At 45.3% G+C, this 12848-nt stretch carries 10 protein-coding genes; 9 read left to right on the top strand and 1 reads right to left on the bottom strand.

Annotated features, from left to right (window positions below):
• Window positions 1-32 precede the first annotated feature (32 nt).
• Window positions 33-1241, bottom strand: a complete 1209-nt coding sequence (locus D1614_RS14625) for an NAD(P)-dependent oxidoreductase (protein WP_119438706.1) — start codon at window positions 1239-1241, stop codon at window positions 33-35.
• A 166-nt stretch (window positions 1242-1407) separates the two neighbouring features.
• On the opposite strand from D1614_RS14625, the gene D1614_RS25665 reads away from it, so the two are divergent.
• From D1614_RS25665 to D1614_RS14585, 9 genes are all read left to right on the top strand, one after another.
• Window positions 1408-1554, top strand: coding sequence for a hypothetical protein (locus D1614_RS25665; RefSeq protein WP_155523339.1), 147 nt, complete (start codon window positions 1408-1410; stop codon window positions 1552-1554).
• A gap of 139 nt (window positions 1555-1693) precedes the next feature.
• On the top strand, window positions 1694-3298 hold the full coding sequence (locus D1614_RS14620) for a sulfatase family protein (protein ID WP_119438823.1): 1605 nt from the start codon (window positions 1694-1696) through the stop codon (window positions 3296-3298).
• 123 nt (window positions 3299-3421) lie between these two features.
• Window positions 3422-5779, top strand: coding sequence for an ammonia-forming cytochrome c nitrite reductase subunit c552 (locus D1614_RS14615; protein WP_119438705.1), 2358 nt, complete (start codon window positions 3422-3424; stop codon window positions 5777-5779).
• 43 nt (window positions 5780-5822) lie between these two features.
• The gene (locus D1614_RS14610; protein ID WP_119438704.1) at window positions 5823-6638 is read left to right on the top strand and encodes a ZIP family metal transporter; all 816 of its coding nucleotides are present in this window, start codon (window positions 5823-5825) and stop codon (window positions 6636-6638) included.
• 102 nt (window positions 6639-6740) lie between these two features.
• The gene (locus D1614_RS14605) at window positions 6741-7250 is read left to right on the top strand and encodes a DUF3124 domain-containing protein (protein ID WP_119438703.1); all 510 of its coding nucleotides are present in this window, start codon (window positions 6741-6743) and stop codon (window positions 7248-7250) included.
• A gap of 1109 nt (window positions 7251-8359) precedes the next feature.
• Complete coding sequence (locus D1614_RS14600) at window positions 8360-9280, top strand: hypothetical protein (RefSeq protein ID WP_119438702.1); 921 nt, start codon at window positions 8360-8362, stop codon at window positions 9278-9280.
• Window positions 9281-9321: 41 nt separating this feature from the next.
• A complete protein-coding gene (locus tag D1614_RS14595) occupies window positions 9322-10119 on the top strand; it encodes a gluzincin family metallopeptidase (protein WP_119438701.1) in 798 nt (265 codons plus the stop codon).
• A complete protein-coding gene (locus tag D1614_RS14590; protein ID WP_206610034.1) occupies window positions 10119-10439 on the top strand; it encodes a DUF1905 domain-containing protein in 321 nt (106 codons plus the stop codon). The genes D1614_RS14595 and D1614_RS14590 overlap by 1 nt, the downstream gene beginning before the upstream one ends.
• A gap of 288 nt (window positions 10440-10727) precedes the next feature.
• Window positions 10728-12635 carry an endonuclease MutS2 gene (locus D1614_RS14585; RefSeq protein WP_119438699.1) on the top strand — a complete coding sequence of 636 codons (1908 nt, stop codon included), beginning with the start codon at window positions 10728-10730 and terminating at the stop codon, window positions 12633-12635.
• Window positions 12636-12848: the final 213 nt, after the last annotated feature.

Here is a 12848-nt window from a genome sequence, read left to right as displayed (position 1 = left end):
AATCACTATCAAACTCTACCAATAACTTTGACTCACTTCCCCTCCGCAAAATCCTGTAAATAAGCAAATCGCTCGGTTAGTTTCCCGCCTTTCGTAATCGAAGCTCGTTGAACGATACCATCGATATCTTCTCCAAACAGGCTTGGGAACACTTTGTCGATCAGGTTTCTTCCAAAGTCGAGCGAGGCGTCTTTGGGTAATTCGCAGGGCAGGTTGTCAACCGCCTGTACCGAAATATTTCGTGGATTAGAAAACGCTGCTTCCAGCTCGCCTGTTTCCGGATTGTAATCGTAAAACGGATCGTCGATCAAGGAAGCCCGTTTGGTGGAAGGAATGGAACCTTCGATGTCGCAGGTAATATCGGAGATAACGCTGATTCGGAAATCTTCGGACCGGGCATCTTCTGCCGTAAAGAGTACCGGTGCTTTTGGATCCCAGTAAGCAGCGGCAATCAGCAGATCGGTAGCTTTTGTGTAGGCTTCGAATGCATTTTCATACATTTCCGGATGGTTGAAAAAGTGCATCAACTCAAATGCTTCTCCGTCTTTTCTTTGGGCATAATTATTCGGAAGCAGCTGGGTGTAAATCGCCTCCTTGGGATCTGTTTCGCTCAAAAAACTGGCTGGAGTAACCCGGACGATGTTCATGTGGTTCAGTATTTCCAGAACGCCGCCCGCCACTCTTCCGTCTCCGGTAACCGCTATTTTAACCGGGGGCAGTTGGATGCCGTCGAGTATTTGCAGCATTTCTGCAAGGTCGTGACACTGGTGCGCCGGTTTTAAGTTGAAAATATTATTTCGTAAGCCGAAAGCCCGCAGCCCGTTGTAGACACCTACCAATCCGGCAAATCGCCCGAAACCAATGATGCGGAAACCTTCTTTATTGGTCAGCACTTCGTAATCCACCAGCTGGATGTTCTTTTCCAAAACCGTTTGCAGCAACTTCCGGTTGTAGGCTTGTTTTTTGATGGTGTGCGAGAAAAACAAGTAGATCTTTCCGGGAATAAAATCCTGGATACGCACTTCTTTCACACCTAGCAGGACGTCGCAGTCGCTCAAATCTTCCTGTAGTTCAATGCCGATGCTGGTATAGTTATCATCCTTAAAACTACGGATAGGACTGGGTTGAACCACCACTTTTACCGATGGAAATTTCTCCATTACTTCCAGGCATTGTTCCGGGGTTAAGGGTACTCTTTTATCGGGGGGAGTTTTACCTTCTCTTAAAATTCCTACTTTCATCTGTTTATAATTGTAAATTATCTAAGATAACCCGTCAGTTGACGGATAATCATCCTCTTGGGCATGAATTACATGCTTGTTTCATTTCTGTTGCTTTACATAAAAGTATTGAATTTAAATTATTTCCGGACACGATCGGTTAAAATATTTCAATAAACGAAGTGTCATGTTCCATAACGAACACGCGAACGACCCTGAAGAATTGGAGAACCCGGTGGGTATTTCGGAATATAAAACCGTGCCGGAAGAAGTAAGGCAGCGGTACGAATCGATTCAAAATAAGATCAGCAAAGAAACCGCCGGATTAGAATAAGTAATAAATTTGTAACGCATCAAGGATTGTCTTTTGTAAATGATTGGATCATTTACCCGAATGGAGAAAAGAAATATTTTATAAGAATGGAACCTTATTGGAAAGTGCCAATAAAGTTGAATCCAAAAAATTTAATCAAATGAAGTCTGTTTTATTGTCATTGAAGTCAAGCTATTTCGTGTTGCTGATCAGTGTTGTTTTTACTGCCTGTAATCCGGTGACCGAAAAGCAGTCAGCGCAACGCCCCAATATCGTTTTTATCATGAGTGACGATCACGCGTTTCAGGCCATAAGTGCTTATGGCGGTCCGCTGGCGGAGTTGGCTCCTACGCCCAACATTGATCGTTTGGCCAGCGGGGGAATGCTGTTCAACCAGTGCATGGTTACCAACTCGATTTGCGGCCCTTCGCGGGCAACTATTTTGAGCGGCAGGTACAGCCATAGAAACGGATTTGTGGATAATACAGGCGGATCGAAGTTCGATTTTAGCCAGCAAACTTTTACAAAAGTGCTTCAGCAAACGGGCTATAAAACCGCTGTGATTGGGAAACTCCATTTAGGCGGAACTCCTTCCGGCTTCGATTATTTTGATATTCTGCCCGGGCAGGGAAAGTATTACAATCCCATGTTTATCAACCAGTCGGGTGAGTACAAGATGGAAGGTTATACAACCGAAATCATCACCGATAAAACGATTGAGTGGATGCAAGGCATGAAAGATTCAACGCAGCCGTTTATGGTAATGATGTGGCACAAGGCACCCCATCGTTCGTGGGAGCCGGGACCCAACGAACTGGGTATGTATGAAGATGTGACCTTCCCGGAACCTCCGACTCTTTTTGATGATTACGAAGGAGACCGGAAAGCTGCCGCCTTAAACAACATGTCGATTGCTCAAACGATGATGCCTGTTTACGATTTGAAATTAAGCGATCAGCCAAGGGGCGGATTAAACGCCGAGCAACAGAAACAATGGCAGGCAGTGTACGGGCCCATCTACGAAGAATTCAAACAAACAAACCCGACGGGCGAAGACCTGGTACGGTTTAAATACCAGCGTTACATGCGCGATTACCTGGCCTGTATTGCTTCGGTGGATAAAAGTGTCGGGAAGGTGCTCGACTATTTAAAGGAAAGCGGTTTGGATAAAAACACTATCGTGATTTATTCTTCTGACCAGGGATTTTATTTAGGTGAGCACGGCTGGTTCGACAAACGCTGGATGTACAAAGAATCGCTGCGTACGCCCTTGTTGATCAGCTGGCCGGGCGTAATTGAGCCGGGAACGGTGAACAACGACATGGTATCCAACCTCGATTTTGGAGAAACACTGATTGACATTGCCGGGGCAGAGATTCCGGAAGAAATGCAGGGACGAAGCATGTTGCCGGTTTTAAAAGGGGAGACCCCGGCCGACTGGCGGAAGGCGCACTATTACCATTATTACGAACATCCGTCGGAACACAACGTTATGCGCCATTACGGAATAACCACCGACAATTACAAACTGATTCATTTCTATTACGACATCGATGAATGGGAACTGTTTGATTTGACCAAAGATCCCCTGGAAATGAAAAATGTTTACAACGACCCGGCCTATGATTCTGTCAAGGAAACCCTTCATAAAGAGTTGGAAGAATTACGCACTCAATACGAGGACAGTGATTCACTCAATCAGCATTTTATTGATGAATACAAGGAGAAGGTAAAAAAGAATCCACGGATAGAGTACTGGAAATGATCCCGTTCGGAGTTTCAATTTGATAAGAACAAATCTGTCTGTCAGACAGAAAGGGAGCTAATTAAATTCATTCTTACGCAATAAATTACAATATTTGCTGTGTCAGAAACCAAAAAGAGAAGAATGAACCGGCAAAATTGGATAGTGGGGGTAATCACTGTATTCACCCTTTTCTCATGCACCCAAAGAGGTGCGCAACCAAATCCTGATGGAGAATTTGTAGGCTCGCAGAGTTGTAAAGAATGCCACGAAAAGTTCTACGAGCTGTGGTCGCCGTCGTACCATGCGCAGGCGATGATGCCTGTCAATGCCGAATTCATGGCCAAGCACCGCTTGCCCAACAGCGAACCGATTGCTGTGGAAGGGAACCTGTTTCAGGTGGAGTTTAAAGATTCGACCATGGTAATGTACGAGCGCAAGGGCAAGGAATTGGTTACTACCTACGACATACTCTGGGCCATGGGCGGACACAATGTATACTGTTTTCTGACGCCGTTTGAAAAAGGCAAACTTCAGAATATTCCTTTGGCTTATGATGCCAATGCAAAGAAGTGGTTCAACTATCCTGAGTCGGGCGTTCGTCATTTTAACGACAATTCTCCCGCAGATGAGGCTCTGCCCTGGAAAGACGACCAGTTTGCGTTTAATACCGGGTGTTACAGCTGTCATATCAGTCAGCTAAGTACCAACTTCGATTTGGAAACCGACACCTACCACACTACCTGGAAAGAACCCGGAATCAACTGTGAAACCTGTCACGGGCCGGCAGGCGAACACATTCGTATTTTCAAGAACCTGAAAGAAGGGGAGAAAGCCAAAGAGTTGGGGCTGATCAGCACATCGGTGTTTACAAAAGAGCAGAACAACGATGCTTGTGCTACCTGCCATTCAAAAATGCAACCCATTACCCCGAGCTACATGCCGGGCGATAAGTTTTTTGACAATTACAACGTGACCACGCTCGAAGACCGTGACTTTTATCCCGACGGGCGCGATTTAGGTGAAAACTATACGCTCACAGGCTGGATGATGAATTCATGTACCGAAAAAAGTGAATTGCACTGTGTTTCGTGCCACACATCCAGCGGGCGCGACCGCAACAAAGACAACCCCAACCAGGCTTGTCTGAAATGCCACAACAATCGCAACGAAGACCTGGAAGCGCATACGGGACACAAGGCCGAGGCCGGTTTAACCTGTTTAAGCTGCCACATGCCCAAGCGCGAATTTGTGGGGCATTTCCTGCGCAGCGATCACTCGTTCCGCCCGCCCATGCCCGAGGCTACCATCCGGTTCGGATCGCCCAACGCCTGCAACCAGTGTCATAAAGATAAATCGCCCGAGTGGGCCAATAAAATCGTAAAAGCCCGTCCCAACGGTAATTACCAGGAAGAAACACTGAAATGGGCACAGTTGATCAAGGAGGCCCGCGAACTGGAATGGAAGAATGTGGACAAGATGTTCGCACTGATTCGCAATCCCGAAACCGACGATGTGGTGGCCAACTCACTGGTGCGCCTGTTGAACAATTACCCCGATGAATCAAAAGCAGCAGTGTTGATGGATGCGCTAGGCAATCCGTCGGAACTGGTACGTTCGTCGGCAGCTTACGGCTTGGGCGGAATTGTAAGCGACGAAACAAAAAATGCGCTTCTGAAAGCTTGTCAGGATGATATTCGTTTGGTGCGCATACAGGCGGCAAATGCCATTCTCACTTTTCCGGAAGACCTGTTTAGCGCCGATCAGAAAAATATAATTGCCGCTGCCGAGAAAGAGTATGTAACCTCGATGACATCGCGGCTCGACAACTGGAGCAACCACTACAATCTCGGGCTCTATCATCAGAATAAAGGAGATGTACAGTCGGCATTGGGAGCCTATGAAACGGCCACCCGTTTGTATCCCGAATCCATTTTGCCTTTGATCAACAGCAGTGTGCTCTATTCTTATGTGGGCAACCCGGCAAAAGCAGAAGAGAACCTGCGCAACGTAATTAAATTCGACCCCCGCAACGAAGCGGCCAACCTGAACCTGGGGCTTTTGATGGCCGAGCAGGGACGAATGGACGAAGCTGAACAGGCACTGAAAGCTGCACTGGAAGCCAACCCGGCAGGACAGGCCGTAGCCGCCAAAAACCTGAGTGTGATTGTGGCTCAGCGCGGCGACCTGAAACAGGCCGTGGAATATGCCGAAAAGGCACACAAGATCAGTCCGGAGGATGGCAGCATCGTTTATACCCTGGCATTCTACCAGCTGCAAAACGGACAAAAAGCAGCAGCGGTCAATAACCTGAAGAAAGCACTTGCCCTGAATCCCGGCGATTTAAGAAACGTTCAGTTTCTGGCCGATATTTATTTGAAGGACGGAAATAAAAGCGGTGCCATAAAGTTGTATTCTGATGCACTGAAAGCAGAAGGGCTGTCGGGGCAGGACAGAGCCGCGCTGCAACAAGCCATTTCCGCCTTGCAGCAAAACAGCTAAACTGGAATCATACCCTTAGGTGTAACAATAATACGTTTTGAATATGTGGATCGAAAAACTCCTGGATTATAATCCCGTGATACTGGCGCTCGGAGCGACGCTTTTTACCTGGTTCCTGACAGCTTTGGGAGCCGGCATGGTGTTCTTTTTTAAATCAATTAAGCGGAAAGTGCTGAACTCGATGCTGGGTTTTGCATCGGGGGTAATGATTGCTGCCAGTTTCTGGTCGCTGCTAAACCCCGCCATTCAAATGGCAGAAGCCAGCGGCCTGGTGCCGTGGGTACCCGCCGTAGTGGGGTTTTTGGCCGGTGGAGCTTTTTTGCTGGCGGTCGATAAAATTCTTCCTCACCTTCACCTGGGGCAACCCCGTGAAAAAGCCGAAGGAATTGAAACTTCGTGGAAACGAAGCGTGTTGCTGGTGCTGGCCATCACCTTGCACAACATTCCCGAAGGACTGGCGGTGGGTGTGGCTTTTGGCGCACTTGCCAACAACCCCGATGCCGGAATGCTGGCCGGAGCCATTGCGCTGGCGATTGGTATCGGTTTGCAAAACTTCCCCGAAGGTGCTGCGGTTTCCATCCCTTTGCGGCGCGAAGGTTTTTCGCGTTTAAAAGCCTTTAACTACGGACAAATGTCGGGAGTGGTGGAACCCATTGCCGGTGTGCTGGGGGCTTACCTGGTTTTAACCATGGAGCCTTTGCTGCCTTACGCACTTTCGTTTGCTGCCGGTGCAATGATCTTTGTGGTGGTGGAAGAACTGATTCCCGAGTCGCAGTCAGGCAACGAAACCGACCTTTCCACCGTGGGAGCCATCATCGGTTTTGCCACCATGATGCTGCTCGATGTAGCATTGGGCTAGGCCGATAAAGAACATTTTTTTTCTGATGGATTTTGGTCCTTTTCAGTACCGGATTTAGTAGATTTGTAGGAAACGCATCGTTTTAACTTAAAAAGTTATCCTATGAGACTCCTGCTTACCTGTTTGGCCGCTGTGTTACTGCTTACCTCCTGTGAGCGGGAGAAAGCTTCGAAACCAAAGGATTTTAAGACTTCCGACCGCGAGACCTTGTTGCCTCCGGCCGACAGCCTGGAGTACGGCAAAACCTATCTGCCCATCTACTCGCACATTTACCACGTGCACGAACACCGCACCTACGACCTGACGGTTACCGTCAGCATTCGAAACGTTTCGTTGTCTGACACCATTTTTATTGTGCACGGAGATTACTACAATACCAAAGGCGACAAAATAAGGGAATACTTCAAAAAGCCCGTTTATGTGCAGCCCATGGAGACCATCGAGATTGTGATTGCCGAAGACGACAGCGAAGGAGGATCGGGCGCCAATTTTGTGTTCGACTGGGCCATTCGCGACCAAAAGAATCCACCCTTGTTCGAGGCGGTGATGATTTCTACCTACGGCGAACAGGGCGTTTCGTTTTCGTCGCGCGGCGTCAGGATTTATGAGTAGCCGGAAACCCCGTAAAAGCTACCTTCTATGCACAAATCTGAAAAGCCAGAGAATAAGAAATAACGAATAAAAAAGGGTCGAAAACGGAATATTTTAAGCCCATATTTCCTGATTTCTTATTCCTTATTCCATGTTGCGTATTAAGCCATCCGAAAAAATCATCAGACAAGCTTTTGACCGTGTCAATGGCATGAAAAATTGCTTGGACAGCTCGTTGACCGTGTCAATGACATGAAAAATTGTTTGGACAGCTCGTTGACCGTGTCAATGGCATGAAAAATTGCTTGGACAGCTCGTTGACCGTGTCAATGACATGAAAAATTGTTTAGACAGCTCGTTGACCGTGTCAATAACATGAAAAACCGTTTGGTGAGGCTTTTGTCCGCGACAATAGCATGAAAAATTGTTCGGTCAGCCCATGTCAGCCAGACAAAGCATGAAAAACTGATTTGCCACCTCTCGTCAGCCAGACAAGCCGTGAAAAAATGATTTTTTACCTCGTGTCCATCAGACAAAGGATGAAAAACTGTTCGGTCAGCCCGTGTCTGTCAGACAAAGCATGAAAAAATGATTTGTCACCTCTCGTCAGCCAGATAAGTAGTGAAAAACTGATTTTTCACCTCATGTCCATCAGACAAAGGATGAAAAACTGTTCGGTCAGCCCGTGTCTGTCAGACAAAGCATGAAAAACTGATTTGTCACCTCTCGTCAGCCAGACAAGTAGTGAAAAAATGATTTTTCACCTCATGTCCATCAGACAAAGCATGAAAAATTGTTCCGACGAGCCGTTGTCCGTGTTAAACCTCAGAAAAGCGATTCTTATGCCCTCTCCGTTTGTTTGTTGACCTACGGATCGTTTACCCGCGCTTACGTTGGTTTCCCTTTTCCGGGGTGAATTCTATTCCAGCCTCTTCAGCCAGAAACGGAAAATTATGTTTATTTTTAGTTCGGTAGCAATTACTGTTAAAACAAGTAAAACGAAAACCTTGAGCTCAGCTTTAGCCACTGGAAGAAGTCTTCAGAGCCCGAAATACATAGATATAAAGCACGATCATAAGAAATTGTTTGAATTATAACATATAGTTTTAGATACGTTAATGCCAATGTAGATGAATGCAGTTGAACAAAGAGAAAAGAGAATTCGTGATTTGGTAAATAATCCATGGAAACTACAATCCCTCATAGAAGATAAAGCCAAATGGAATAAATTATGTGCTTCTATGGATGTTATAGGAGATACTCAGATTGCAATTGATGACTTTTTTGCTTTGCCTCCATTTTCATCTAATAATGGAGGATATCTATTTTTGTATGGACTATTACAAGCATTGTTTCTACAGCAAGATGCTATCAATCATTTATCTGAGGCTTTATTTAATAAGCCAATTGATTGGAGGAAGGATTATCCAGATATTCATCAGGTAAGAGAATTAAGAAATGATTCGATAGGACATCCTACAAAGAGAGGTAAAGATAAATCATTTCATTTTATCGCCAGATATTCGATATCTAAAGGGAATTTTAAGTTAATGTCGCATTACTCTGATTTGAATAAACATCTTTTTCGAGATGTCCAGATTCAAGAACTAAGAGAAAAGCAAGAGAAAAGTGTAATCGAGATTTTAGATAATGTAGTTGAACTTATGGAAAAGGAATACGAAGGCCACAAAAAACAGTTTAGTAACAGTAAAATAAGTGATTTAACAAACGGTATTGGATATTCCATTAGTAAAGTTTACGAGGGAATTTATAACAGCTACCCTTTGGCAGAGATGAATTTTTCAATAATACAATCTACAATTGACTCAGTTAAAAAAGAAATAGAAAAGCGTTATGGAAAAATTTCTGCATTACAGGGTTTAGAAGATGTGATTAGACGAGTAGACTACATTGTCGAACGAATGGATGGGTGGATTAAGGAAAGTAATTTATTTAACAATAGTGACGCAGAGGTTTTTATGGATAGTCTTTCTGACAGAATTGATGAACTTGAGAAAATGTTGAAAGAAATAGATGAAGAATTTAAATAAGCAGATGTATTAACACGTTAGATGTCGCGTAAAATCTTTCCATGAGAAAAGGAATACTAGTAGCTGTCCTACTGATCTTACTTCCGTTTATTCACTACGGACAAGAGAGAGAATGGCTTTTAAACAAAGATTCACTTTTTACTTCCATTGCTTCTGAGCATTTTACATTGTACTCGGTGAAAGGCCACCTTTCCGCAGAAATCCGGCAGGAAACATTAAAGGAAAGGGAATTGGCTTACCGGGAGATCTCGTACTTTTTTAAGATGAAGGTTGATCTGTCAATAAATATTTTTCTTTTCGGGAGCGAGCAATTAAAGTATAAAATAACCGGCCACAAAGGATTGGGTTGGGGCTTCGACAACACCATTGTGGAAGTATTTAACGATTCCATACGTTTGGACCCTTACCATGAGTTAGCTCATGTGCTGGGATACGCGATTAATCAGCCTCCGGCATTGATTGATGAGGGCACGGCCGTTTATCTTTCCCAGTTGTACGGAGACAAGGCTTTTTCAAGATTAACCGGTTACCCGGCAAAAAGTATAAATGAAATCCTTTTAATGCTGAATGAGAAAAAGGAGTTGGTAAAGCTCCCGGCTTTGCTTTTATACGACGAAATCGGACAAAAAAGAAATAGCTTTTTGGAATATTGCCAATCAGCGTCGTTTGTGGAGTATTTGATTACTCAATTTGGAGAGGAGAAGTTTCTGAAGTTATACCGGTCATTATCCAATTCAAATCATGTCGGGAATGAGATGATGTTCGAACTGATTTATAAAAAGGACATCCGTGAACTTGAAATAGACTGGAAAACGCAGGTTGGATTAGATAAGGAATAATGTACCTTCTTTCTGCTATGCAAATAAAAGGAGTTAAATACACGTTTAAGGCGGAGCCCTGGCAATACGGGGCGCCGGGTGGTTGGTTTTTTGTCTCTTTCCCTGCCGGATTGGCCAAAGAGATCAGAAGTATATTCGGACGCGAAGAGGAAGGATGGGGAAGGTTAAAGGCCACTGCACAGATCGGAAACAGCGAATGGAAAACGGCCGTTTGGTTCGATACCAAACAGAATACCTATATCCTGCCGTTAAAGGCCGAAATCAGAAAAAAGGAGCACATTGCGGCCGGGAATGAAATTGAAATTGTGGTGTGGATTTAGCCGGATGGATGCATTTGTTGCCGATGCGGAAGGAAAGGGCTGGTTTATTGTAAAATGTTTTTACATTTGCGTCAGAAAAAACAGATACATCTTTTTATGAATTTTGCTTCCGTGTAAATACCATATTGCGAGTTCGCATCTCTGATCAGTGAGGTGCCGGTGGTGCAGGATTGCGCCGGGTCGGAATATGGGAAATCTCCAGTTATTAGTAATACTTTTTATTAACTGTATATTGGTCTGTCAGTATACTGAAGGCTGACGGCTGGTATCGTATCATTTTAAGAGAAGATGATTTACCCGGATAATTTTGAACAAAAAACTGGCATTGAAGAAATCCGCCAGTACATTACCGAGAAATGTTTATGCCCGCTTGGAGAAGAATGGGTTGCCTCTATGGCTTTTTCAACAGATTATTCAAGCATTAACCGATGGTTGACACAAACCGACGAGTTACTGCAAATTGTTGGAAACAAAGAAGATTTTCCTTCTGACTTTTTTATCGATGCGCGTACTCCCTTGCAAAAGGTTGCAGGCGATGTTACACGTTGGTTTTATGAAAATGAGATAGCCGACTTGATGAACTCTCTCCAGACGGTGAACCAAATAGTCGACTTTTTACAGAAGGCCGTCACCAAGGCAGGCAAGCCCCGCTATCCGGCGCTTACGGCAATGGCCGCAAAAATACAGGTGTTCCCTTCGTTGGTAGAGCGGGCCGGTTCTATTCTCGACAAATCGGGCCAGGTGAAAGACAATGCCTCGCGGCGGCTGGCCGATATTCGCAAAGACAAAGCCGAAGCCACCAAGGCGGTTACGCGCAACATGCAAAAGGCTATTCGCGATGCGCAAACAGCAGGGCATATCAGCCGCGATATTCAATCGACCATGCGCGACGGCCGCATTGTAATTCCCGTGAGTGCCTCCAACAAACGCAAAATAAAAGGAGTGGTGCACGATGATTCGGGCAGTGGCAAAACCGTTTACATTGAACCCGAAGCGGTGGCCGAAGCCAATCGTCGTTTGCGTGAACTGGAAACCGACGAGCGCAGGGAAGTCATCAAAATACTGACTGTTTTTACCGACCAGGTAAGGCCGCATATCCCCAAATTGTTGAAGTCGTACAGCTTTTTGGGGGAGATTGACTTTACACGTGCCAAGGCTTTGTTTGCATCCCGCATTAACGGGGTTAAACCTGTTTTTGAAGACCGCCAGCAGGTGGAATGGAGCCACGCGGTTCATCCTTTGCTGAACATTGCGCTCCGGCAGCAAAACAAGCAGGCCTTGCCGCTGGATATCAGCCTGAATGCCAAAGACCGCCTGTTGATTGTTTCGGGCGCAAATGCCGGCGGAAAGTCGCTTTGTTTAAAAACCGTGGCCTTGTTGCAATACATGCTGCAATGCGGGCTTCTTATCCCGGTAAGCAAAGATTCGCGGGCCGGAATATTTGAACATATTTTTATGGACATTGGCGACGGGCAAAGCATCGAGAACAGTCTTAGTACCTATACTTCGCATTTGGGCAGCATGAAGTTCTTTGTGGAAAACTGTACCGCCCAAACACTGATTCTGATTGATGAGTTTGGCAGTGGAACAGAACCTCAGATTGGGGGAGCGATTGCCGAAACCCTGCTCGACCGCTTCAACCGGAAGCACAGCTTTGGCGTGATTACCACGCACTTTCAAAACCTGAAACACTTTGCCTACGAAACCGATGGGATTATCAACGGGGCAATGCTTTACGATGCGGAACGAATGCAGCCGCTGTACCGGCTTTCCATTGGTAATCCGGGAAGTTCGTTTGCCATTGAAGTAGCCCGGCGAATTGGCTTACCGGAAGATATTATTGTAGATTCGTCGGCCAAAATAGGGGACGATTTTATCAACATGGATAATTTCTTGCAGTCGATTGCCCGCGATAAGCTTTATTGGGAAGCCAGGCGGAAAGAAGTAAAACAACAGGTGGATAGTCCGGTTGTTGTTTCAGAAGTCAGTCCTGTCCAAACAAATAAAGCGGCAGAAGATAAGCCGCCAATAATCAATGCCGTAATCGAAAAGGGAGATACCGTTTGCCTGGAAGGCCAAACCGCTCCGGGACTTGTGCTGGAGATGAAAGGGAAGAAGGTAACGGTAGTATTTGGTAGCCTGAAAAGCACCGTTGCTTTGGAGCGACTGAACCTTGTCAGCAAAAAAGGCCACTAGATACAACGGAAGAACGAGCTGTCCATTACGATATGCTCGTTCTTTCTTCTTCTGAAAGTCTCTCAAAAACAACAGAATGTAGTTATAATATTCAAACTCACCCAGATTGTGCCTTCGAAACAATCGTCCCTGAATTTTCGCGGATACTATTGACGGTCTTTTAAACTTTCCTGTGTTTTTCCTGTTAATTTTGGAAACAAATAATCAGCTATA

The organism is Maribellus luteus (assembly GCF_003576475.1).
GTDB classification, from domain to species: Bacteria; Bacteroidota; Bacteroidia; order Bacteroidales; family Prolixibacteraceae; genus Draconibacterium; species Draconibacterium luteum.
This window is presented reverse-complemented; position numbering and strand designations above follow the sequence as displayed.

Coding starts and splice junctions, on each gene's coding strand:
- D1614_RS14625 (WP_119438706.1), bottom strand. CDS start 1,241: ATGAAAGTAGGAATTTTAAGAGAAGGTAAAACTCCCCCCGATAAAAGA.
- D1614_RS25665 (WP_155523339.1), top strand. CDS start 1,408: ATGTTCCATAACGAACACGCGAACGACCCTGAAGAATTGGAGAACCCG.
- D1614_RS14620 (WP_119438823.1), top strand. CDS start 1,694: ATGAAGTCTGTTTTATTGTCATTGAAGTCAAGCTATTTCGTGTTGCTG.
- D1614_RS14615 (WP_119438705.1), top strand. CDS start 3,422: ATGAACCGGCAAAATTGGATAGTGGGGGTAATCACTGTATTCACCCTT.
- D1614_RS14610 (WP_119438704.1), top strand. CDS start 5,823: ATGTGGATCGAAAAACTCCTGGATTATAATCCCGTGATACTGGCGCTC.
- D1614_RS14605 (WP_119438703.1), top strand. CDS start 6,741: ATGAGACTCCTGCTTACCTGTTTGGCCGCTGTGTTACTGCTTACCTCC.
- D1614_RS14600 (WP_119438702.1), top strand. CDS start 8,360: ATGAATGCAGTTGAACAAAGAGAAAAGAGAATTCGTGATTTGGTAAAT.
- D1614_RS14595 (WP_119438701.1), top strand. CDS start 9,322: ATGAGAAAAGGAATACTAGTAGCTGTCCTACTGATCTTACTTCCGTTT.
- D1614_RS14590 (WP_206610034.1), top strand. CDS start 10,119: ATGTACCTTCTTTCTGCTATGCAAATAAAAGGAGTTAAATACACGTTT.
- D1614_RS14585 (WP_119438699.1), top strand. CDS start 10,728: ATGATTTACCCGGATAATTTTGAACAAAAAACTGGCATTGAAGAAATC.